Annotated in this window: 39 protein-coding genes; 5 read left to right on the forward strand and 34 right to left on the reverse strand. The window is 64.4% G+C overall.

The window, feature by feature from the left end; translation table 11 throughout:
- Window positions 1-2: 2 nt before the first annotated feature.
- The 3 genes from AC6HZP_RS17955 to AC6HZP_RS17965 are packed head-to-tail and all read right to left on the reverse strand — an operon-like array spanning window position 3 to window position 2030.
- On the reverse strand, window positions 3-929 hold the full coding sequence (locus AC6HZP_RS17955) for a hypothetical protein (protein WP_497523941.1): 927 nt from the start codon (window positions 927-929) through the stop codon (window positions 3-5).
- Between the two features lie 8 nt (window positions 930-937).
- The gene (locus AC6HZP_RS17960) at window positions 938-1567 is read right to left on the reverse strand and encodes a 5' nucleotidase, NT5C type (RefSeq protein WP_497523942.1); all 630 of its coding nucleotides are present in this window, start codon (window positions 1565-1567) and stop codon (window positions 938-940) included.
- A 1-nt stretch (window position 1568) separates the two neighbouring features.
- Window positions 1569-2030 carry a hypothetical protein gene (locus AC6HZP_RS17965; protein ID WP_497523943.1) on the reverse strand — a complete coding sequence of 154 codons (462 nt, stop codon included), beginning with the start codon at window positions 2028-2030 and terminating at the stop codon, window positions 1569-1571.
- A 182-nt stretch (window positions 2031-2212) separates the two neighbouring features.
- Between AC6HZP_RS17965 and tyrS the strand changes: the two genes are divergently transcribed.
- The 3 genes from tyrS to AC6HZP_RS17980 all read left to right on the forward strand — a co-directional run bounded on the left by tyrS (window position 2213) and on the right by AC6HZP_RS17980 (window position 4294).
- A complete protein-coding gene (gene tyrS, locus AC6HZP_RS17970) occupies window positions 2213-3466 on the forward strand; it encodes a tyrosine--tRNA ligase (protein ID WP_497523944.1) in 1254 nt (417 codons plus the stop codon).
- 71 nt (window positions 3467-3537) lie between these two features.
- Window positions 3538-3834 (forward strand): hypothetical protein, encoded by a 297-nt coding sequence (locus AC6HZP_RS17975; protein ID WP_497523945.1) that lies wholly within the window; start codon window positions 3538-3540, stop codon window positions 3832-3834.
- 124 nt (window positions 3835-3958) lie between these two features.
- A complete protein-coding gene (locus AC6HZP_RS17980) occupies window positions 3959-4294 on the forward strand; it encodes a hypothetical protein (RefSeq protein WP_497523946.1) in 336 nt (111 codons plus the stop codon).
- 361 nt (window positions 4295-4655) lie between these two features.
- On the opposite strand, the gene AC6HZP_RS17985 is transcribed toward AC6HZP_RS17980, so the two are convergent.
- Window positions 4656-4874: a hypothetical protein gene (locus AC6HZP_RS17985; protein WP_497523947.1), complete on the reverse strand. Its 219-nt coding sequence runs from the start codon at window positions 4872-4874 to the stop codon at window positions 4656-4658.
- Window positions 4875-4902: 28 nt separating this feature from the next.
- Here AC6HZP_RS17985 and AC6HZP_RS17990 point away from each other — a divergent pair, with 28 nt between their 5' ends.
- The gene (locus AC6HZP_RS17990) at window positions 4903-5148 is read left to right on the forward strand and encodes a DUF982 domain-containing protein (RefSeq protein ID WP_497523948.1); all 246 of its coding nucleotides are present in this window, start codon (window positions 4903-4905) and stop codon (window positions 5146-5148) included.
- A 5-nt stretch (window positions 5149-5153) separates the two neighbouring features.
- Here AC6HZP_RS17990 and AC6HZP_RS17995 read toward each other — a convergent pair whose 3' ends face one another.
- The 20 genes from AC6HZP_RS17995 to AC6HZP_RS18090 all read right to left on the reverse strand — a co-directional run bounded on the left by AC6HZP_RS17995 (window position 5154) and on the right by AC6HZP_RS18090 (window position 12435).
- Window positions 5154-5462 carry a hypothetical protein gene (locus AC6HZP_RS17995; RefSeq protein WP_497523949.1) on the reverse strand — a complete coding sequence of 103 codons (309 nt, stop codon included), beginning with the start codon at window positions 5460-5462 and terminating at the stop codon, window positions 5154-5156.
- Window positions 5463-5464: 2 nt separating this feature from the next.
- Window positions 5465-6421 carry a hypothetical protein gene (locus AC6HZP_RS18000; RefSeq protein ID WP_497523950.1) on the reverse strand — a complete coding sequence of 319 codons (957 nt, stop codon included), beginning with the start codon at window positions 6419-6421 and terminating at the stop codon, window positions 5465-5467.
- A gap of 2 nt (window positions 6422-6423) precedes the next feature.
- A complete protein-coding gene (locus AC6HZP_RS18005) occupies window positions 6424-6717 on the reverse strand; it encodes a hypothetical protein (RefSeq protein ID WP_497523951.1) in 294 nt (97 codons plus the stop codon).
- A complete protein-coding gene (locus tag AC6HZP_RS18010) occupies window positions 6718-6906 on the reverse strand; it encodes a hypothetical protein (RefSeq protein WP_497523952.1) in 189 nt (62 codons plus the stop codon).
- Entirely contained in the window at window positions 6903-7217 is a 315-nt protein-coding gene (locus tag AC6HZP_RS18015) for a hypothetical protein (RefSeq protein WP_497523953.1), read from the reverse strand. Before AC6HZP_RS18015 ends, AC6HZP_RS18010 begins: the two co-directional genes overlap by 4 nt.
- On the reverse strand, window positions 7214-7582 hold the full coding sequence (locus AC6HZP_RS18020) for a hypothetical protein (RefSeq protein WP_497523954.1): 369 nt from the start codon (window positions 7580-7582) through the stop codon (window positions 7214-7216). Before AC6HZP_RS18020 ends, AC6HZP_RS18015 begins: the two co-directional genes overlap by 4 nt.
- Complete coding sequence (locus AC6HZP_RS18025; protein ID WP_497523955.1) at window positions 7575-8177, reverse strand: hypothetical protein; 603 nt, start codon at window positions 8175-8177, stop codon at window positions 7575-7577. The genes AC6HZP_RS18020 and AC6HZP_RS18025 overlap by 8 nt, the downstream gene beginning before the upstream one ends.
- Before the next feature lie 60 nt (window positions 8178-8237).
- Window positions 8238-8456, reverse strand: a complete 219-nt coding sequence (locus AC6HZP_RS18030; protein WP_497523956.1) for a hypothetical protein — start codon at window positions 8454-8456, stop codon at window positions 8238-8240.
- A complete protein-coding gene (locus tag AC6HZP_RS18035) occupies window positions 8453-8680 on the reverse strand; it encodes a hypothetical protein (RefSeq protein ID WP_497523957.1) in 228 nt (75 codons plus the stop codon). Before AC6HZP_RS18035 ends, AC6HZP_RS18030 begins: the two co-directional genes overlap by 4 nt.
- Window positions 8677-8934 carry a hypothetical protein gene (locus AC6HZP_RS18040; protein ID WP_497523958.1) on the reverse strand — a complete coding sequence of 86 codons (258 nt, stop codon included), beginning with the start codon at window positions 8932-8934 and terminating at the stop codon, window positions 8677-8679. Before AC6HZP_RS18040 ends, AC6HZP_RS18035 begins: the two co-directional genes overlap by 4 nt.
- Window positions 8931-9467: a hypothetical protein gene (locus AC6HZP_RS18045; RefSeq protein WP_497523959.1), complete on the reverse strand. Its 537-nt coding sequence runs from the start codon at window positions 9465-9467 to the stop codon at window positions 8931-8933. The genes AC6HZP_RS18040 and AC6HZP_RS18045 overlap by 4 nt, the downstream gene beginning before the upstream one ends.
- Window positions 9454-9678, reverse strand: a complete 225-nt coding sequence (locus AC6HZP_RS18050) for a hypothetical protein (RefSeq protein WP_497523960.1) — start codon at window positions 9676-9678, stop codon at window positions 9454-9456. Before AC6HZP_RS18050 ends, AC6HZP_RS18045 begins: the two co-directional genes overlap by 14 nt.
- The gene (locus tag AC6HZP_RS18055; protein ID WP_497523961.1) at window positions 9675-9902 is read right to left on the reverse strand and encodes a hypothetical protein; all 228 of its coding nucleotides are present in this window, start codon (window positions 9900-9902) and stop codon (window positions 9675-9677) included. Before AC6HZP_RS18055 ends, AC6HZP_RS18050 begins: the two co-directional genes overlap by 4 nt.
- A complete protein-coding gene (locus tag AC6HZP_RS18060; RefSeq protein ID WP_497523962.1) occupies window positions 9899-10357 on the reverse strand; it encodes a deoxycytidylate deaminase in 459 nt (152 codons plus the stop codon). Before AC6HZP_RS18060 ends, AC6HZP_RS18055 begins: the two co-directional genes overlap by 4 nt.
- The gene (locus AC6HZP_RS18065) at window positions 10354-10554 is read right to left on the reverse strand and encodes a hypothetical protein (protein WP_497523963.1); all 201 of its coding nucleotides are present in this window, start codon (window positions 10552-10554) and stop codon (window positions 10354-10356) included. Before AC6HZP_RS18065 ends, AC6HZP_RS18060 begins: the two co-directional genes overlap by 4 nt.
- Window positions 10548-10916: a DUF7352 domain-containing protein gene (locus AC6HZP_RS18070; RefSeq protein ID WP_497523964.1), complete on the reverse strand. Its 369-nt coding sequence runs from the start codon at window positions 10914-10916 to the stop codon at window positions 10548-10550. The genes AC6HZP_RS18065 and AC6HZP_RS18070 overlap by 7 nt, the downstream gene beginning before the upstream one ends.
- Window positions 10916-11068 (reverse strand): hypothetical protein, encoded by a 153-nt coding sequence (locus AC6HZP_RS18075; RefSeq protein ID WP_497523965.1) that lies wholly within the window; start codon window positions 11066-11068, stop codon window positions 10916-10918. Before AC6HZP_RS18075 ends, AC6HZP_RS18070 begins: the two co-directional genes overlap by 1 nt.
- Window positions 11069-11258: 190 nt before the next feature.
- Window positions 11259-11768, reverse strand: a complete 510-nt coding sequence (locus AC6HZP_RS18080) for a hypothetical protein (protein ID WP_497523966.1) — start codon at window positions 11766-11768, stop codon at window positions 11259-11261.
- Between the two features lie 11 nt (window positions 11769-11779).
- Window positions 11780-12244, reverse strand: a complete 465-nt coding sequence (locus AC6HZP_RS18085; RefSeq protein WP_497523967.1) for a hypothetical protein — start codon at window positions 12242-12244, stop codon at window positions 11780-11782.
- Window positions 12244-12435, reverse strand: a complete 192-nt coding sequence (locus AC6HZP_RS18090; RefSeq protein ID WP_497523968.1) for a hypothetical protein — start codon at window positions 12433-12435, stop codon at window positions 12244-12246. Before AC6HZP_RS18090 ends, AC6HZP_RS18085 begins: the two co-directional genes overlap by 1 nt.
- A gap of 236 nt (window positions 12436-12671) precedes the next feature.
- Between AC6HZP_RS18090 and AC6HZP_RS18095 the strand changes: the two genes are divergently transcribed.
- A complete protein-coding gene (locus tag AC6HZP_RS18095) occupies window positions 12672-13187 on the forward strand; it encodes a hypothetical protein (RefSeq protein WP_497523969.1) in 516 nt (171 codons plus the stop codon).
- Window positions 13188-14010: 823 nt separating this feature from the next.
- Here AC6HZP_RS18095 and AC6HZP_RS18100 read toward each other — a convergent pair.
- The 10 genes from AC6HZP_RS18100 to AC6HZP_RS18145 form a co-directional block, all read right to left on the reverse strand.
- Window positions 14011-15186, reverse strand: a complete 1176-nt coding sequence (locus AC6HZP_RS18100; RefSeq protein ID WP_497523970.1) for a helicase HerA-like domain-containing protein — start codon at window positions 15184-15186, stop codon at window positions 14011-14013.
- Window positions 15183-16043, reverse strand: coding sequence for an ATP-dependent DNA ligase (locus tag AC6HZP_RS18105; protein ID WP_497523971.1), 861 nt, complete (start codon window positions 16041-16043; stop codon window positions 15183-15185). Before AC6HZP_RS18105 ends, AC6HZP_RS18100 begins: the two co-directional genes overlap by 4 nt.
- A gap of 2 nt (window positions 16044-16045) precedes the next feature.
- Window positions 16046-16258: a hypothetical protein gene (locus AC6HZP_RS18110; protein ID WP_497523972.1), complete on the reverse strand. Its 213-nt coding sequence runs from the start codon at window positions 16256-16258 to the stop codon at window positions 16046-16048.
- A 10-nt stretch (window positions 16259-16268) separates the two neighbouring features.
- Window positions 16269-16769 carry a hypothetical protein gene (locus tag AC6HZP_RS18115; RefSeq protein WP_497523973.1) on the reverse strand — a complete coding sequence of 167 codons (501 nt, stop codon included), beginning with the start codon at window positions 16767-16769 and terminating at the stop codon, window positions 16269-16271.
- A gap of 110 nt (window positions 16770-16879) precedes the next feature.
- Window positions 16880-17125: a hypothetical protein gene (locus AC6HZP_RS18120; RefSeq protein ID WP_497523974.1), complete on the reverse strand. Its 246-nt coding sequence runs from the start codon at window positions 17123-17125 to the stop codon at window positions 16880-16882.
- Window positions 17125-17541, reverse strand: coding sequence for a hypothetical protein (locus AC6HZP_RS18125; RefSeq protein WP_497523975.1), 417 nt, complete (start codon window positions 17539-17541; stop codon window positions 17125-17127). The genes AC6HZP_RS18120 and AC6HZP_RS18125 overlap by 1 nt, the downstream gene beginning before the upstream one ends.
- A gap of 24 nt (window positions 17542-17565) precedes the next feature.
- Window positions 17566-17763, reverse strand: coding sequence for a hypothetical protein (locus AC6HZP_RS18130; protein ID WP_497523976.1), 198 nt, complete (start codon window positions 17761-17763; stop codon window positions 17566-17568).
- Between the two features lie 299 nt (window positions 17764-18062).
- Window positions 18063-18974 carry a hypothetical protein gene (locus tag AC6HZP_RS18135; protein WP_497523977.1) on the reverse strand — a complete coding sequence of 304 codons (912 nt, stop codon included), beginning with the start codon at window positions 18972-18974 and terminating at the stop codon, window positions 18063-18065.
- Between the two features lie 28 nt (window positions 18975-19002).
- Window positions 19003-19197, reverse strand: a complete 195-nt coding sequence (locus AC6HZP_RS18140; protein WP_497523978.1) for a hypothetical protein — start codon at window positions 19195-19197, stop codon at window positions 19003-19005.
- Between the two features lie 26 nt (window positions 19198-19223).
- On the reverse strand, window positions 19224-19526 hold the full coding sequence (locus AC6HZP_RS18145; RefSeq protein ID WP_497523979.1) for a hypothetical protein: 303 nt from the start codon (window positions 19524-19526) through the stop codon (window positions 19224-19226).
- Between the last annotated feature and the right edge of the window lie 193 nt (window positions 19527-19719).

The following is a 19719-nucleotide window of genomic DNA, read 5'->3' on the forward strand; positions in this document are numbered from 1 at the left end:
GGTCAGAACCTCGTCGGGACGTATTCGCCTGGCATCGTCTTGCGATACTGGATCCAGCCGGCGCCGAGATTGCCGCCGAGCGCAGCGCTATCGCGACGGTGGTCGGGCGCCGCCTGATGCTCGAAAGGCGAGGCGTGGAGCCGCGAACCGCGGACCAGATCCTGGTAGCGTTCGAACTCGCGCTCGATGCTCGGGTTGCCGTCGAAGGGGGCATAGGAGATGCGCGCGCATCGGGCGACGGATAGGCGCTTCAACACGTCGGTGCCGTTGATGCCGAAGCGGTTGTGGATCTCGAGCGAGCGCGGCGTCTCGCCGAACAGCCACTCGTCGTATTCCTCAGGCGTGATGTACGGCAGATGCCATTCGCCGGGCCGGAGATTCTGATAGCTCGCGCCGGCGATCGCTTCGCGGACGAGCTTGGCCAGATCCTCGAAGTGGGGCTCAGCGTCGCCGTGGTCACGCAGATGCAGGAAGTTCGACCAGCCGGTCGACGTGATCAGCGTGTGCTTCCAGGAGAACGGCTCGATCAGGCGGTTGGCAATCTGCTTGTGATAGCCAGCCTGCATGTAGGCCTCGGCGAGATCGGCGGCAGCATCGCGCTGGCTGAGCCAGGCCTCCTCACGGCTGACATTCACCTTGCACCAGCCGTCGTCTTCCGATTGGACGGTGATCGCGACCGGCTCGTTGCGCTCCTCCGACGCCTGCATGCCCGACTGGTTCCTGCCCCAGTGCCACGGCACGAACGGATCGTCGCGGACCTCGTTCAGCATCGTTTTGACGGGCACCGCGCGGGACGACCGGGCGTTGCGCGAGAACTCGCGATGGCTCATCGCCTCGCCGTGGATGATGTGCGGATAGTGGGCGTGGATCGTCAGGATCGGCGGCGCGCCCGTGGTCGGCCGGCTGGCGAGCACGACCTTCGCAAACATCTTGCTTTTCAAAGCGCATACCTCCGGTCGGAAGAGCGCTCGACGGCCCGATTGCACTTAATAAGGGAAGCGATGTCGGACCAGTCGTTGACCCACTCGATGTCGTCGCGCTCCCCGTCTTCGCTCGAGCGGTTGTGCGGACGGCGCATGACGATGGAGCGATGGCCGGTGGCCGCACCCATCACGGCGTTCCGGTAGTTGTCTTCGATCCAGATCGCAGGCTCGAACGCAGCCAGTGTTGGCGCCTTGCTCTCCCCCATCGGTAGGCAGATGATCCGATCGAAGATCGGCCCGAAGACGCTCTCAAGATTGGCGTGCCGGCGCTCGATCACCTCGGTCGCTGCCGAGCAGCTGGTGATGACGGTCATCCGGTAGCCGGCGCGCGCCAGCGCGGGAACCTGTTGCTGCGCGTCCAGCCGGGCCGCCAGAGTGCCGAAGTGAGCGGATGCGTTGAACTGGCGGACCAGATCAAGGCTGCGGTTGTAGGGCACGCCCAACCAGGTCGACATATCCCAGTCGCCGGGCCCCTCCTCGTCCGGGCTGAGTCCGTGTTCATTCCGCAGCCAGCGGGAAAATCCGCCGATCCAGTCGAGGAGGACGTCGTCACAATCGACGAGCAGATGCCGGGCTTGGGCCATGTCAGGCTCCCTGGAAGTAGCCGGAGGATTGGAGGTGCGCGAGTAGACGGCCCGCCTGCTTCTGCGCGGAACGGTCGACTGCCTCGACCTGGGCCGCGTGCTCGATCGCCGGGATGAACAGCCCGATCGCCTTGTCGACGGCGGACCCGCTGGCGAAGCTGAAGAAGCCGCTCTCGACGAGACCCTGCAGCCAGTAGAAGACGATGAGGCCGAACTTGGAGACCTCGGCGCCGTCCTTGGTGTGAGGCGCGGCAACCTCGCGATGCAGGCGCTCTACTCGATGCAGGATCTTCCGCTGCTGGGCGGGCAGGAGATCACGGAGGGGCTCTTCGCAGGCCTTGAGGAGATGCGTGACGCATTCCTCGAACGCCTCGGTCTTTTCTTCGGCGCCGGCGAGAACGACGCCAAGCATCATCTGGGCGGGGAGAAGGATCTCAACCCGCTGGCGGTCGGTAAGAAACAAGCGACAGTCTCCATTAAGATGACTGTCACTTTAAAAGTGATTTGTATTCACGTCAAGATGGGCGACTGGCCGTGAGCATCAGGCAATCGCTTTCTGGAGAGCACCTTCGAGGTGAAATTTCCCGTTCCGGCTGCTAGAAAGCGGCCCAAATCCAATAATCAAAGTCCAAAGGTCCGGCCGTCATGAGCGCCTTCAAGTCCGAGTTGATGCAGATCCTGACCGAGCGTGGTTTCGTCCACCAGTGCTCGGATAGCGAGGGGCTCGACCGCCGCTTCGCCTCGGAATCCGTCACCGGCTATATCGGCTTCGACGCCACGGCGAAGAGCCTGCATGTCGGCTCGCTGATGCAGATCATGATGCTGCGCTGGATGCAGAAGACCGGCCATCGCCCGCTGGCCCTGATGGGCGGCGGCACCACCCGCATCGGCGACCCGTCGTTCAAGGACGAGGCGCGCAAGCTGCTCACCGACGAGATGATCGACGAGAACCTCGCCGGCATCCGCAAGGTGTTCGCCAACTACATCGATTTCGAAGGCGGCGAGCGCCCGGCCATCATGGCCAACAACGCCGAATGGCTGAACGGCCTGCAGTACATCGACTTCCTGCGCGATGTCGGCCGCCACTTCTCGGTCAACCGCATGCTCTCGTTCGATTCGGTGAAGATGCGGCTCGACCGCGAGCAGTCGCTGTCCTTCCTCGAATTCAACTACATGATCCTGCAGGCCTATGACTTCGTCGAGCTGAACCAGCGTCACGACGTCGTCCTGCAGATGGGCGGCTCCGACCAGTGGGGCAACATCGTCAACGGCATTGAGCTCGGCCACCGCATGCTCGACAAGCAGTTCTACGCGCTGACGACGCCGCTGCTCACCACCTCGTCGGGCGCCAAGATGGGCAAGACCGCGAACGGCGCCGTCTGGCTCAACGCCGACATGCTCGGCTCCTACGAGTTCTGGCAGTTCTGGCGCAACACCGAGGACGGCGACGTCGAGCGCTTCCTGAAGCTCTACACCGAGCTGCCGCTCAACGAGATCGCCCGCCTCGCGGCGCTCGGCGGCTCCGAGATCAACGACGCCAAGAAGATCCTCGCCACCGAGGTGACGGCGCTGGCGCACGGCCGCGCGGCGGCCGAGGAAGCGGCGGAGACGGCGCGGCGCACCTTCGAGGAAGGCGCGCTGGCCGAGAACCTGCCGACGATCGAGGTCGGCGCATCGGAATTCGCCAGCGGCCTCGGCGTGCTGTCGCTGTTCGTGCAGGCGGGCCTCGTCGCCTCGAACGGCGAAGCGCGGCGCCAGATCAAGGGCGGCGGCCTCCGCGTCAACGACCAGGCGATCACCGATGAGAAGGTGCTGGTCGGCCCGGACGCGCTGACCGCCGAGGGCGTCGTGAAGCTCTCGCTCGGCCGCAAGAAGCACATTCTGGTGCGCCCGGTCTGATTCCCCGCTGCTTGTCGCCTTGACAGGGCGCGGCAATGTTCTCATTTCGTTCTCGGTACAGCGAGGGCAAAATGAGCAGGTACAAGGGTCGGATGTCGGCGGTCGTGTTCGACAGGACGTGGCCGTTCTATGTGCCTCTGCGGGCGGACCTCGTTCGGGCCAAGCCGGAGATTGCGGATGAGGCACTCCGGCTGGGCGCGGCGTCGGAGCAGCGAAACGTCGTGTTCAAGGACGTCTGGCATACGTGCTTCTGCTTCTCGACGACGGAAGCAGCTCAGACATTTGCCGGTCCCTACGGCGCCGAGATCCGAGACGCCCGGAGGCGGATCAACAAGGGCGTGTGGCAGATTTGGGAAGAGGCCAAATAGGGTAGCCGGCGCGGGTAACTGCGGCTGCGATCGGAATTCCCTCTATCTAGGGTTGCAGATCGCTTTTCACACCTTATGTGAACGGAGCGGCAACCAATGCCCGCATGTACACAAGGGGTTCGAATTGAAGAACGGAATCTATAAAATCGAGTTCTCCACTCCGCTCGGAAGTGGGACCGGCGCTGTCGAGCTGCGCGACGGCAAGATCTTCGGCAGCGACTCGTTGGTCTTCTATGTGGGAACCTATGCTGTTAACGGCAAGGAGTTCACCGCAGAAGTCGAGACGGTCCAGCACTCTATCGTCGCCAATGGGCTGAACAATGTGCTTGGAGCCTCGAACGCCAATCTGACCATCAAGGGGCTGTTCGATCCGTCCGCGCACCAGGCAACTCTGATGGGGAGCAGCCCCAGCGCGCATGGCCTCCCGATCGATATCCGCCTCAGCTGGCTCCGCCCCTAAGCGACCATCGAACGGTAGCGCCCCTTGGTCGCGCTACCGTTTGCCCCGCGGCCGATGAAGACATCTAGGAAGCAGGTCGGATCGGACCGTCCGTCATTCCTACGACTCCCCAATCGGCAATCGTGACAAGATGAGTGTCCCATTCGCAGCGCTTGTCGAAGCCTTGATGGACGAGCCTCACCGAGTTCTCTGAGATCTCCGGACCAGGATCGATATCGCGGTGCATCTGGATAAGGTGGGCCACTAGATCCGCCATTGTGCCATCCAGTTGTACCGCTTCCGACAGCGACGTCGACAGCAAGGGGCGATGTGGGCGAAATCTCATGCTCTAGTCATCCTTCTCACTCTGAACCACACCACATCATCCCATCTCCTTCATCTGCTTGATGCGGGCGCGGAGGGCTTCATCCACGACAATAGGGATTGCCGCGGCCAAACTCGCGGCGACGAATGTACCGAGCGTTCCCGCCGGGAACCCGACGTAGGTCACGCCGTCCGTAGTGATCGATACGTGCTCAGCCTCAGCTAGGCCGGCCAGCAGGCCTTCCTTGGCGGCCCTCTCCCATGCCTCACTGGTCATCGCTGCTTCCTTCGCTATATCCGGCTGCATGCGCAAGCGCTTCAGGCCTGTGGTCATCTGGGAGGAGCCCGGCAAGCGCCGGGAGATCAAAAGCATTGAGCAGGCGGCCGAGTGGCTCGCGTACCGGTGGCCCGCGGACTATGTCGCGGCGCCGGACAGCCAGGCCGCGCGGCTCGAAATCCTCGCAGTTCTCGAAGGCAAGGGCAGCGTGAACGTCGCCCGCGTCGCGTTCGTCGATGCCGCCGAGGAGGCCGGCATTCTGGTTGAGGCGTGAGGGCATCACGCCTCTCCCTTCGGCGCGGGAGCGGTCAGAGCCGCGTAGCGCCGCGCTGCAGCTTCCTCAAGATCGCGCCTGACCTGCTTCATGGCGCCAAGGGCGGGGAGCACGTCTCGGCGGATCGCCTCGAACGCCGATCGCAGCCCGCGCTCGTGGTCGCGGATATAGGCCTCCCCGAGCTTCTCCTTGAACGCCTTGAGAAAGGCGGTGTCGCCATACCCGACAAGCGCATCGAGGGCGCGCACCTCTTGCTCGTTGAGCGTCAAGGTGGTTGTGAAATCGAGGGTGATTTTGGCTTTTGCGGTGGCCATGACTATGCGCCTCCCTTCGGCGCAGGAGAGGCGAGAGAGCGGATGGCGTCAATCAGCAGGCCATAGCCACCCTGTGCGTCTTTCAGGGTCCGGTAGCTGATCTTGATGTAGGGATCGCCATCGCCCGAGGTCATCGTAATGAACCCCTTGACGAGATCCTCCAAAAAAGCCCTTCCGGCCCTCTTCGCCTCGGCGTCTGCGTGGGTGGTCGGGGCGGAGACAAGGCGGGCATGCAGCGCCTTGGCCATTCTCCGGGTCCAGACGGCGTCGCTTTCGGTGCTCTCCGTCGAGATGATGATCTGCTCTACATCATCCACCGTCATCACCACCGGCTCCTGCCCTGGCGCTTCGGCTGCGGGAGGCTCGGGCGCGGCGGCGAGGGCGGTCCCAAGTCGCTGGAGGGCGTCTTCAGCCAATCCACGCTGATCGCCATCCCATTCCCATGTCTTGCAGGTCAGCGCGCCTTCCAGCCAGAAATGCACTTCCTTCAGCACCCCCTCCGGCACCACCACGGTTGGCGGGGCCTTGATCAGAGCTGACACGATACTGTCACGGTGCGCCTGCGCCGCTGCTCTCGCCTCGACGTCAGTGTTGAAATCCCCACCAGCAGGGCGGCCGGGGAACCCGATCGCATGAAGTCGCCATTTGCGCGGCCCCGTGCGGTAGGAAACGCGATAGTGAGCGCCGACGTCATCCCAGAACGCAAGGCCATCCTCGTCCCATTCCAGCGGCTTAATCGCCGCGGCTGGCGCGGGCGGGGAAGCGAACTGCTTCAGCACTTCCAGGCACACGGCGTCCTCAGCCATGCGGATCGACGCAGAACCATGCTGCGAGAAGTGCTGCGCAGCGAAATCGACAAGACGCCCATCCTGCTTCAGGAAGCCCGTCTGGCGCCACTCCACGATCTCAGAGGACATCGCAGCCAAGGCGCTCGACTCCAGATTCAGTTCTCTCGTCATGGTCATTGCTCCTCGCAGTCTTCGAAGTGGCCGTGGCGGATGGCGATCTCACGCACCCTCAGGTCACTCTGGATTCGCTCCTCGGCGCTCATCTCGGCGTCGTCATCGAACTCGGCCGTGAACCAGCGGTTGATTTGATCGCAGAGGCAGCCGCGTGCTGTCGCCTTTGTCGGCCTCCGCAGCAGCTTGGTGAGATCTTCCTGGTCGCCGTAGCCGCCCGTCATGTCGCCGGCAGAGTTGAGCGACCACAGGTACTCGTGGTCCTCGAAAGCCTGCTCATAGGTGATCTGCGCCATCTATCCGCCCTCCTGCTCGAGAGCGGCGCGGCCGGCCCAATCCCTTAGGAGGCCGCAAAAGATCAACAGTTGCAGGGCACCTCGGGTGGGCTCATCGACGATATCGGCCGGGATGGCATTGATGTTGTCGACGGCATTCATAGCCCTCGCCAGCGCCGGGTCGGTTGCCCCTGTATGCTTCGCGCTCATTCTGCCGGCGTCCGGGCTGCGCGGGCGAGCAGGGAGCGGACCTTGGCGCACGCGTCCGTCTGATTGTTGACGCCAAGCAGACCCCAGAGTCCGCTGAGCGCCGCTGTCGAAGCTTGGGCTGCCATGCTGTCGGACGTGTAACCCATGGCCCAATGAGGTCGCAGCGCCTCCAGTGCCTCAACCTGGCTTTCCAGCCGGCGGATGCGGGATTCGTCTTTCGGGGTGTCGTCCCGCGAGAGCAAACGGACGATGATATCCCGCACCCGATCGATCTCGTCGGCTGTCGGCTCCAGCTTCACTTCGCTCGTCATGGCGATTGCTCCTGGGAGAGGGAGGCGCCGAAATCCTTCAGGGCAAAATCGCGATCGGCCTGCTTCTCGACATCGAATGCCCGCAGCAGCCACTGGGGCTCCGGATGCCATTCGGTCGAGCCGTACCAGACAGCGCGCGGAACGATCGATCGCTCAGCCGTCTCGCCGCGCCAGTTCGTGTAGACGATCTTGGTCGGCTCGCCGGACGGCTTCTCGGCTTGCAGCAGTAGCTTCAACCGCTCGATCGTTTCCGGATCGGAGACGTGTTCGAAGTAGGCCGAGCGCACGGGATCTGAATAGATCCAATCGAGATCCCGCACGAGCTGGTCGACGAGATCCTCGCTCATCGGCTCGCGCTCAGACATTGGACTTCTCCCGACCGCGGAGCACCTTGCAGCCGAGAGCCCGCTCGAAGCGCGCGACGTCCTGCGCGACGATCCGGTCGAAATAGTCGCCATAGGACCAGTCCGCGTAGATGCTCCCCTCCGTGTAGGTGCGCACTTTCACGTCGTTCAGGTACAGCCTGAATTCTCTGGAGTTGCGCAAACCGCCGTGGGTGAGCGCGCGACGGGTCGCCCCCTGTAGCAGCACGAGCGTGTTCGCCGGTCCCGCCGCCGGCCGCTCAAGCCTGGTGGCCAGGCCGTATTTCTCCGACGTCTCGTTGAACTTCCGAGCGACCGCGGCATCCAGGTCGATTTCGAGATCCATGGCCGTGAGATCGGCACAGATGACGACGTCAGCCAGTTCGTCGGCCAAGGCTTCCTTGGTGGAGCGGGAGCCGGGAATCCCCAGGCGCTCGCGCTCGAGCTTCTTCAGGATGTTGCACGCCTCACCGGTCTCGCCGGCCAGTTCGTTGCCGCGGAAGGAGAGGCTCACCGGCTCGCTGCCGACGTTCCATTCTCGGTCCCGCTTGATGTTGGCGGCGCGCAGGTCCGCCAGGCTGAGGGCGCTGGTGCTCATGCTGTCCTTTCGCTCGCTCCCGGCGAGCATGTGATGGGATTTTGATCGTGGGGACGAAGTTCAGGCCGCGGCCCCAGCCCTTCGGCAGCTGCGGATCTGCGAGATCACGTTGCTCAGCGCACGCCCGTTCTCGGCCCGCCCGGCCGCCGGCAGAATTCCTGCCAAGCGGCCCCGAATACGGATGTGAAGGTGCCGGGATCCCTGAACGATCTGCCAGTCGTCGGCGAGATCGAGTTCCTCACGCAGCCGGGGTGGCAGGAGGCGCTTCAAGCTGATCACGGTTCACCCCGTCTCGACATCGAGGAAGTATTCTCGCGGGCGGCCGCGGCGCGGCGCCGGAGAAAGGCCTGCTGCTCGATTTGAATGTCGCCGGCGCTCATCCGGTACGGAAAGCGGGACCCATAGATCTTGCCCGCGTGCGTGATGGTGAGGTCGGTGTACCAGGCGTTCGGTGTCTTGCTGTGCTCGACATGCTTCGACTGGATCTTGAGCTGCTCCATCATTCGGGGAACTCCGCGACACGGGCCAATTCGGCGCGACCCTCAGGCTTGATCTTCCACCAGAAGGCCAGGCCTCCGCGCGAGCGGACCGGTTCCACCAGTCCGAGCGACGCAAGCCGGTGCAACGCACGTCGCGCCTTCTCGGCAGCGATTTCGACGCCACCACGGGTGCGAAAGTAGCCGGTCGACGCCGCCCAAGAGATCTTGCCCACTCTGCGAAGCATCTCCCATTGCAGTTCGGTGAGGGCGGTGGTCATTTCGGCCGCTCCGGAATCTCGATCGGGCCGAAGTAGGCGACGATGTCCTGGTCTTCCTCGTCCTGCGCGCCGACGAAGATCCCATCCTTCACATGCGCCCAGGTCTCGTAGTCGTTGAGCGAAAACAGCCGATGGTCCGTGCCTTTGACAGCGCGCCCCGAGCGACCGGATCCTGCGTCACCACCGGAGACGATCACGCGATAGTGGCCATCGGCGATGAACTGGCGAGGGACGGATCCATGATTGACCCACTTCGGAGGCGGATTCGCAAGCGGATCACGGCGAGCCACCAGCATAGCGTCCGCAGCTTCGTAGGCTCCCTCAGCAGCAACCCCATAGACAGGGGTCTCGTAGCGGATCCCGGATGCGATTGCGTCAGCGTAGAGCTTGGCGAGCAGCGCGGGGAGAACGCTGATGGCCATGGCATCGCGGAGCGACATGCCGCCATGGGCGTAGGTGCCCCACCCACCCTCGGCATTCTTCTGGTACTTGTCGTGCGGATAGGCTGGGCCGCCGTCGTCAAACGCGCTCATGGGAATTCTCCTGAAGGACGACGTCGATCTGGACGCGCCAGGTCAGCTGGGGGTAGCCAGTCGGATCGGCTTTGTACGCGGCCTCCTTCATGGCCTGTGTCGGTTCCCTCATCGCCTCGATCGCGGCGCGAGCCTTGCGACGGCTGGCGGCCGACGGGAACGGGGCACCCGATATCGCCCGGGCGACGCGTTCGAACATCGTGTCGGTCACGCTCTGCTCCATTTCCAGTGGTTGCGGCCGTAGACGATCCAGAGCGCGGCGTTCATGGGCAGCAGGCCCCATTCGCCTTTCGAAAGGATCCAGATCAGCCAGAGAAGCTGGTTGCCGAGGCCGATCGCCCAGGCGTGACGGTTCTTGTTGCCGGCGAGCAGGGTCATCCAGATCGTGATCCCCGACATCAGCCACGGCAGATTGGCGACAATGGTTTGCGTCATGACCGATCGCCCTGCGCCATCTTGGCCAACCAGTTCAGTCCGACGCCCGCCTCGCGGAACATGTCGACGGCCACATCAAACTCTTCGACCGGCATCGACGTCTTGCCGTCGGCGAACGTCACGGACCCAACGCCCGCCTGGATCAGCAGCCGCGCGCAGCGGGCGCAGGGTTGATGGGTGACGTAGACCCTGGCGCCAACGAGCGATGTGCCGGTGCGCGCGGCATGGGCGACGGCGTTCTCCTCCGCATGGGCGGTCCAGAGATATTTGGCCGGCCGCGCGGACCGATACTCAGCTTCTTCCACGCCGCGCGGCAGGCCATTGTAGCCGGTGGTCAGAACCTGCTTGGCCTCGCCGATCGCTACACAGCCCACCTGCGTGCTGTCCTTGGACCGCGTGGCCGCCAGGCGCGCGAAATCCATGAAGTGCTCATCCCAGCTGGGGCGCCCGGTCATCGCGCGCGCCCCATCATGAACTGGTCGACGGGGGCTAGCTGGTGGTTCTCCGCCAAAGCGCGCGCTTCACGCCGCCGCAGCCGGCCGCGCACGCCGCCGCGATCCCAGAACACCGCCCCACCCTGCTTCTCGCGCCAGCGGAGGAAGCGATAGGCCTCTTCCCGAATTCGGGTCTCGGATGCCCCCGCCCTCAGCATGACTCCGGCTCCCCGATGAAGATGTGCCAGACGAACGGGGCGTCGAGGAAGGTGGCGAGGAAGATCCAGCCATCGGGGATAGCCTGACCGGTGCCGAAGAATTGCACAGGGAGACGGATGGCAGCCGGCGCGAGATTGTCGAGATCGACCCAGATGCAGGGCTGCCCCTGCGCATCCTTGCCGCCCGAGATGATGTTGAAGTCGGACGGCAGGGTGATCGTGTTGATGCCATGCTCGAGCGGGAACTTGAAGACGGTGCGCGTCATGGCGCGTCCTCCGAAATGGGCGGTGATGCAGTTGAAAGCATGAGCGGCAAGCAGCGCCGCGTAGAGCCAGGGGGCGCATCGGACTAGAGCGTCCATCACCGGCGACCCTCGGCGTAGTCGTTGACGATCTCGGCCACGATCTGCCGCGCCTGGTCGAACCCATGCACGCGGCAGAGATCTCGGAAGGCGTCGTTGGCCCTCTGACGCAGGAACTCCTCGGTGAAGGCGTGGCCCTTGAGATCGCTCATGCTCAGTCCTCGGAATCCGAGGGCCAGAACACGTCAGCGAGTGCTGCTGCCGCGATGACGGCCGACATGGCTGCAACGGCCGTGAGACCGTCGCAGTAGGCGTGGACTGCCAGGATCCCAGCCACCGCAACAACGGCGGTTGTGGCCGCCGGCGTCGGAAAGAGGTAGGCGAGCAAGGTCCGAGGCGACATCACTGCACCTGCCGCTCGAGCCGGGGCTGCGTGTTAAGCGCAAGCGGCTGGTCGGAGAACAGATAGTCGCCGGCCCATTCGACATAGGCGTTGCTGTCAGCCGTGAAGAAGAAGATGCCCTCGGCGTTCTTGCCGTAGGCGCCGTCGTAGTCCGGCTGCTCGACTGAGCCGATACCGTCAGTGCCTCGCGTGACCAGCCTCTCGAGCGCCATCAGATAGGCGTTGAGCGACGTCGCCTTGCCGCGGACCGGGTAGCTCGCGATAATGGTGCCCTGCGAGATCAGGTAGATGTACCCGCTCATGTTCTGGGCGTTCAGCCGCTCGAGGCGCTCGATCAGGTTGGCGCGCTCAAGAGAAACGTCGAGCTGTGGCGCCGGCTGCGCTGTCTGCAGCCTGGACTGGTTCTCTTCGACCTTGCGCGCATTCTGGGCGCTGGTGCTGGGCTGCGCGTCGACGCACCCGGCGAGAAGCACGGTGAGGCAGGTGATAGCGATCGCGGATTTGCGCATGACCAATTCCTTCAACGAAGCTGTTCGGGGAGATCGGCCGTCCGGAAGATGTCGCGATTGAGCATCTTCGTTCGGGCGTTGTATTCGGCCACCATGCTGGCGCGCTGGTTTTCCAGGCCGAGGACGACGCCGCTGAGGCGTCCCCACTCCTGACGATCGTCGAACTGCCAACCCTGCCGGGGGCCGATCGCATCGGCCATCTGCTGCCGCGCAGCCTTCGCTGCGGCGATCTTCTCGTCGATCGCATTCACGTCTTCGACTTGCCGCTTGAACCACTCGTAGTTCGCGATGACGTTCTCGGCATCGAGGGTCCGATGCACCAGGCGAGCGGCCTGGTTGAGCGGGTTGAGGGCGAGGCTGAACAGGCTTCCGACAGCGCCGACGGTGCCGAGGATCAGCACGGCAGAGATGCCCAGCCCGAGAACCGTGCGGCGCGGCTTGGTTGCGAAACGTTCTTCCAGAGAGGGCTTCGACATCAGCGCTTCCGCCAGCCCTTGGTGGCGTGCAGGTAGAAGCCCGGACGCGTGCCGGCCTTGTTGAAGGCCTTCAGCACCGTGCGCTTGCGCGGAACGCCGCCGGCGACGAAGTCCCGCTGATTGGGGTTCTGCGGAATCCGGATGAAACCGGTCTGGCTGATGGGGCGGGCCTGGTGGCCGGAGACGCGCATTTTGAGACCTCTCGCTTTGCGACTTTCGAAGTGAAAATCACCTTGAAAGTGAAAATGACAGCAGAGTCCCATGCAGTCAATTAAAAAGTGAATGTGTGATTTGGCTTCGCGATTTGGCTGGCTCAGCGGATTCAAGGGGTGCCCCTTTTTCGGGGGTGCCCCTTTTTGCTGGCGACCATTGCTTGCAGCTCGCGGGTGAACGGATAGGTTGTGAGCAGCAGATCGAGGGAGAGATTATGAGGAAGTTCACCCTATTCGCGGCAGGCGCCGTCGTTGCGCTGGCGATCGGCGGCTACGCCTTCGTCAACTCCGCAGCATCCAAGGTGCGCCCCTCGGATTTCGACAACGTCTTGCTCGTCAACGTCGACGCCGACAAATATCAGCGCAGCCGCCTGGCGGACGCCGGCAACTACATCGTCAGTCGGGGCTATGAGCATCAGTTCGGGATTGCCGTGGTGAACCTGCTCGTCCGATCGAGGGTGTCGCCGATGGACATCGACCGGTCCGTCCGAGCCATCTGCAATATCGCGGTGGCGGCCGCCGTGCCGATCTCAGAGGCCGCGGCCCTCTACGTCGTGGCCTACCAGAAGATCCCGACGGGCGCGTACACCCTCAACCGGAAGATCAATTTCCTGACCGCCGACGATCTGGATGGGATCCAACATTTCGGCACGCAGGACGGCGAGGGCAGCACGGAGCAAACGCAAAAGGTGCGGCGGATCCTGCTCAACCGCCTGGGCAAAGACGCCTGATTTTCTCCGAGGGCCCAGCGAATCCGTTTCACGGCTCGAGCCGGGCGGCGCCAGTGTCGTTTTCTCCGGGCCACCTATTTCTCCGGGGTCTGATTTTCTCCGGGGGCGCCGGCCGGCCAGTCGGTGGGGTCGGCCCAGGCAACCTCGATCATCCTGGTCGCGCACGCCCGCGGCGGTAGTGCCCAGGCGACCATCCGCAGGCGTCGGCGACCATTCCGCCGCGCGGTGGTGCGTCGCACGGCGAGCGGATGACGGCAGGCACGGCAGCCGGAGGCGCGGCAGCACGGCAGGCGGCAGCGCGGCAGGCGCGGCAGCCGGCGGCACGGCAGGCGGCAGCGCGGCAGGCGCGGCACACGGCAGCACGGCAGGCGGCAGCCGGCGGCACGGCGGCACGGCAGCCGGCGGCACGGCGGCTCGGCAGCCCGGCAGCGCGGCAGCCCGGCGACACGATAGGCGGCAGGCGGCAGCCCGGCAGCCCGGCGACACGATAGGCGGCAGGCGGCAGCCCGGCAGGCGGCGGCTCGGCAGCCCGGCAGGCGGCGGCTCGGCAGCGCGGCAGCGCGGCAGCCCGGCGACACGATAGGCGGCAGGCTCGGCAGCCCGGCAGGCGGCGGCTCGGCAGCGCGGCAGCACGGCAGGCGGCAGCACGGCAGGCGGCAGCCGGCGGCACGGCAGCACGGCAGGCGGCAGCCGGCGGCACGGCAGGCGGCAGCCGGCGGCACGGCGGCACGGCTGCCGGCGGCACGGCGGCGACCAGGACGCCGCCCAAACGCAAAAAGCCCGGCTGGTTATCAGCCGGGCTTTTATGTGTCGTCGCGGGAAATCAGCCGAACGCGGCGTTGAGGAATCCCAATCCCCAAACCGAGCCGGCTATGATCAAAGGCCAAAACCACCACGGGCGCGGTTTGGGCGGTGCATCGTCTTGCGGCGACGGCGTGGCAATGCCTCTCAGGCGCTGGAAATCAGGCGCGGGCGCTGGTGGTACGGCCGGAGGCAAGCCGACGCTATGCAGCGCCAGCGCGCCACGGTCGACGCGGATCCGCTTTGCTGGCAACGGCCGGCCGCGCGCATCCGGCACGCTGGCGAACGCCTCGCCGGTTCCTAGGCCCATGATGTCGGCAGCCGTGACGTTGCCGGGCATGGTTTCGGCTGCAGCCTTTACGGCTTTCTGGTGAAAGGCAGTCGACGCGCGGAGTCCGTGCTGGACGCGAGTCGCCAGCTGGCCGGCGACGACGTGCGGCAGGTCCGAGGGCGCTTGGGTGACATAGATCAAGCCGACTCCCTTCGATCGAATGAGCCGCGTGATTTGCTCGATCCGCTGGACGATGGAAGGCGGCGCGCCGTCGAAAACTAGGTGCGCCTCGTCAATCATGACCAGCAAGCCCGGCGTCGGGACGTCGCCCAATTCGCCAAGGCCGCGATAGAGGGAGTCGAGCACATGGGCGACGAACGCACCATAGAGGCCCGGCAGATGCGTCAATTCGGAAGCGGCATAGACCGTGCGGCCGCGAGTGTCGCGCGCATCGTGACGTGCATGGCTAAACGCCCATGGCGCGCCGCGCTCCAGACGCAACAGCGCGCGTTGCACGGCCGAGACGGAAACCGGCGAGACAAGGCCGTATCGCCCACTCAAATCGTGGCGCAACGTGTCGTTCAAGAGCGCGCGCAAATCCGCCAGCGTGGCGACGGCGCGGCCGGAATCCTCCGCCCATGCGAGCGCGATTGCCAGCGCGCCGGCCTGCGCCTCGGATAGGTCGAGCGCGCGGGCGATCAGGTCCGCGCCCATGGCGTCAATCCGCATGACCGGACGCAAGAGCGTCTCGCCAAGGGATTCAAGGTCGCCTTTGGCGTCCAGGATCAGGACCGGACACGGCGCGCGCTCGGCGATCGCGCCGAGGGTTGTGGTTTTGCCGGTTCCCGTCGCGCCGAAAATGCCGGCGTGCCGTGTCAAATAGCGGTGCGGAATGGCCGCGCCGGGTCCGATTTGCAGCGCGGTCAAAGATCCAACTCCGAACGGAACCCCTGAAACACGGGGAACCGCGGCGCATCCTTCGCGCCGGCTGGCTGGTGTTTGAATTTCACCAAGCGTCCAATCAGCCCGTTGCGCTCATTCCAAAGCCTTTCGCGCGCCGCCGCGTCAAAGCCGGTCCCGACCTTGAAGGGTGCAGCCCAATCGGACGACTCGAGCACAAGCGCGCCGAGTGTTCCGCCAGCGCGAAGGCCGGCCTTAGCAGTAGAGCGTTCCGTGTGACCTAGCGCATCCCGGCCGGCTTCGTTTTCATTGTGCTGCAGCTCTTCGAACCCGACGACTCGCGCCTCCCCATCCGCGAAGCGCTTGATTTTGAGCAAGGCCCCTTCGCGGACGGTCGAGCGACCGTGTTTGTAGGGGCCACCGGGGTCGCGCACCATGACGCCCTCATAGCCTGCCGCAACGGTTTCCGCCTCATAGGCGGCCAGCGCCTCAGGCGACTCGATATGGCGATGCGGGACCAGTCGGACGCGCGGATGCGAAACCCTTGCCAGGCTTGCGTATCGATCGGCAAACGGCGCGTCAGTGTCGACACGATCGAAAACGTGAAAGGTGAAATCCGGCGATCCGCTGCGCGACATGACGGCCGATGTCGTCTCGGAAAAGCACGTCGGGGAAGTGGGATCGCCGAGGATCAATTCACCGTCCAAAGCAGGGAGGCCGGACAACGCGGCGCGCACAGCAACATTCGGGATGGGCTTAAGGCTGCGCGAAACGGCCTCGCCTCCGATGATCAGGCAACGGATCCCGTCCAGCTTCGGAGAAGCGAGAACGGGGAAGCGGACGGAGTCGGCATTGTCGAGCGTGGCGGCAAGCAACGGCTTCATGGTCAAGCCTCCTCGCCGATCGGATAGACCTTGACGCCGGACTCGCTGATCACTTCGCGGATTTCTGCCTTTTCCGCATAGCAACCTTCTATCCAATCCGCCCTAGGCGCATCGCTGATTGCCTTGTCGCGTGCCTCTTGTTCCGTGGCCGCTTCGATTTCCATTGTGGCGACCTGCTCGACATACTGGCTCATGTGGATTGTGAATTTCGGCATGATCGCACCCTCAGAAATCGACGTGGACAAAGGAAATGGTTTCGTGGCGGTGGTCCGCGTGTTCGCCGAACGACGCGGAGAATTCGCGACGGCCGCAGGCTTCGCTAAGCCGCTGGCCAAGGTCGCCGGCCTTCAGCTGGTCGCGGTCCCAATAGCCGACGCCATGCCCGTTGACCGTGAACCAGTAATCCCGGCCGGCTTGCGTCTCGTCATAGTCCGGGCGCTGATACGCCTCAGCGAGAAGCTCGGCGGCCTCGGCTTGGAACGCCTGGCAGCGCTCGCGGATCGTGTCGAGCGAATCCGGGTGGATATCCGAATATCCGACGTCGCCGGGCAACGTGCCATCCGCGCGGCCTTCCTCTTGCGCTCCCTTCGCCTCGTCAGTGAACCACTCGGCAGAGTCGAATGCCGGGCTGCATTCCGTGAAAAACATGGCCTCTATGAAGCCGAGGACGAAAGGCGACTCCGCGCGCGCGGCATGGTCGCGGCCTTCCAAAACGAATTCGGGCATGGTGCTAACTCGCTCAAAAAGTGAAGCCGACGGCGGGGGAAACGGCGGCGGTTGCCATGGCGGAGACGCCAGCAAAGAACGCCGCGAGCGCGAGCAATTCGGCCAAGGCCCTAAGCATCGGACTCGACCTTTTCGACGGCGTCATCCGGCGCCCAGATATAGAAATAGGTGGTGTCGTGCGCCCAGAGGCTGCCGCGCCCGCGCGGGCTGTCGGTTTCGCAGTTGGCCGGCGGTATCGCAAAGCTGTAGTCCATGCCGCCGGCAATGCGCTGCAGGATAGTGCCGGCCTTGGCGCGCACCGTGTGAGCGTCGCGAAAGCGCAATTCGATGTCGCGGGAAAGACGATAGTGAGCCATCACGCGACTCCCCAACCGTCGCCGGCGAACGAATTCGTGCGGCCCGTCGGAAGCATCAGCCGGAAGGTATAGCCGCGCGGGTCGCCGCCGATCCGGACCGTCGCGCCATAGCGCTTGGCAATTTCCGAGGCCTTGGCGAGGGCGCGAGCGTCGGCCTTCTCCTTCGCGGCCTCGTCGGCTTCCGTCCAGCTGGCGACCCAACGGCCGTTTTCCCACCGCTCGATACCGTTGCACGCCTTGACGGCCCAACGCTCGACGGATGCGCTAATCCGCTGCAGCGCCGCGACGTCGTCGGCGATCGCGCGCGGCATCGGGACCGCATAGTAAGGCGGGCGCAATTTCTTGCTCGACTGGACGAAATGCGCCGCTTCGCTCAACACGGCCGCGAATTCAGCGGCTACTGTTGCCTTGGTCATGATCAGATTCCTTGTCGTCGGCGCTTAGGCGGCGTGCGTGCGGAGGGCGATACGGCGTGCATGGGCGCGGACCTGGCCAAGCACCAGCTGGCCGGAAGGCCGCTCAAACCGGCTTGCGGCGAGCATGCATAAGGCGACCAGTTCGAACGTTTCCGCGCCGTTCGCGCGAAGCCGCCACGCGGTAGAAAGAGCCTTGAAAATGGCCTTGGCCTGAATTCGCATGTCGCTTGATCCTTGTTCGCCAGAGGGGTTAGGATCGGAGGAGCGAAACGGCCTTTCGACCGTTCCGCCGCCTTGCGCTAGAGGCTGATAAAGAGGGTGACGGTTATGCGGACCGTCACCTTTTTCGTCTTCCAGCGCAGGACGATTGACCATGCGAGCATGGTTTTGCCCTCCGAAGGTCCCGCGTGATCAACAGGCCGGGTTAGCGGGGTCGCCCGACGACGGCAGCGCCGTTTCACATTCACTTTTTAGGTGATTGTGATTTCGTCGTCAATCCATATTCACATTAAAAGTGAATATCAGGACAAAATAAGAGCGTCCGCGCCTTCGTTGAAAGCCTCGCGCATGCGCTGGTCGCCAGCGCGGAAGCCCGGCAGCCATTCGTTCACATAGTCGCCGTCGCGAAGCTTCGCGCGTTCCGTGCGCGCGCCCTCAATGCGTTCCAGGCTCCCCCGCACCTTGTCGCGGATAGCGCCGCAAATCGCCGCAAACGAGCCTGCAGCGGCCGCGCCCGATATCCGCACCTCGCGTCGCTCGGAAAGCAGGGAAAGCGCTTCGCGCCGCGCGCTGGTGATTTCATGGCCCAAATCGGAATAGCGCGAGCCTGCCGCCCATGCCGCTTGATAGTCGCGCTCCGCCTCGGCGGCGCGTTTCGCCATGGAGTCGGCAGCATAGCCGGCCGCGCGCGCCGCTTCCGTGTCAGTCGGACGCGAGTCGTCGCCTCGTTCGCCTTCGAATATCGTCCCGAAGTCAAGAATTGCGCCGTCGCCGTCATGTTCCGCGAACCGATAGCCGGCGACAAAGCGAGCGACACCCTTGCTCGCCGGCAGCTGGTAGACGACACCATAGACAACGCCGCTGACCGCGCCGGACTCATTATCAGCATGCCACCCCGCAGCCTTTCCGCCCGACCACATGCCGCGCGAATGCGATGGTTCCGCCTGAACATTCCCGACATGACGCAAGCCGACGCTCGCGGGTTTCTCGACATAGCCGAGGCGTTCGCGCGCCCGGCTTGCGGCCTCGCGCGGCTGCCATGTGACGGTGGGATAGATCCGGTCCGCCGGGTTGCGGGCCTTACCCGTCGCCACGTCGTCGCGAGCGCGCTGCAGCGCTTCAGACGCGGGCGGAACGGCGCGAATGCGACCCTGCCAACGGTAAGGCGCGGTGCGATGATAGCGGTAGGCGGAAAGCAGATTAGCGGCGACCATGGTGCGGCTCCTTTGGCGTGTGATGGATTTAGAGCGGGAGGCGTGCGCGGCGGTATTTTCTGGCGCCGCGTATGTAGTAGGCGTGAAGCTGGATCAGCTGCTCACGAGTGAGAACGCCGCGCCGGAAGGAATGACGCATGGCGGCAGCCGAACCGAGAAACCACGCCTCTTGGTCGATCAGGTTCGCGGCTCGGCGCTTAGCGGATGCAATGCGACTGGTCACGAGCATGTCCTCGTTCTGAAATGGGCTTAGCGCTGGCGTTCGCAGGCGACGGCCGCGACCTTGGAGTCGACCAGCCAAGCCGACACGGCGGCGGCGCAATCGCTCGCGCTCAAATTCGCGTCTTCAATGAAGGCGTTACCGTCGACCGAAACGACAAGATTGAAGGTCGCTTCCGAGGCGCTGGCCATGTCGACCATGCCGATCACCAGCACGGCGGCGCATGCAATGCCTGCGAGCGCGCCGGCCGCGACCAGCAATGCGGTTTCAATGCGAGCCCGGCGCGCGGCGCGCTTGGCGATATCCCGGCGACTGGTGGTGCGGCGCTTCATGGCGACAACTCCGTTTTGTTTGACTTTCACTTTTTAGGTGAATGTCCGAAGGGAGTCAATCCGCATTCACCCAAAAAGTGAAAGTTACATCTAGAGGTGTCATCTCGCGCGCGTGCCTATAGCCGGCGGGATTTCCGAGGCGCCAATGGTCGACGAGAATGCAGCGCAAGGCGCTGGAGAATGCCGGAAGCCA

This window comes from Kaistia sp. SLG-1 (assembly GCF_059699055.1).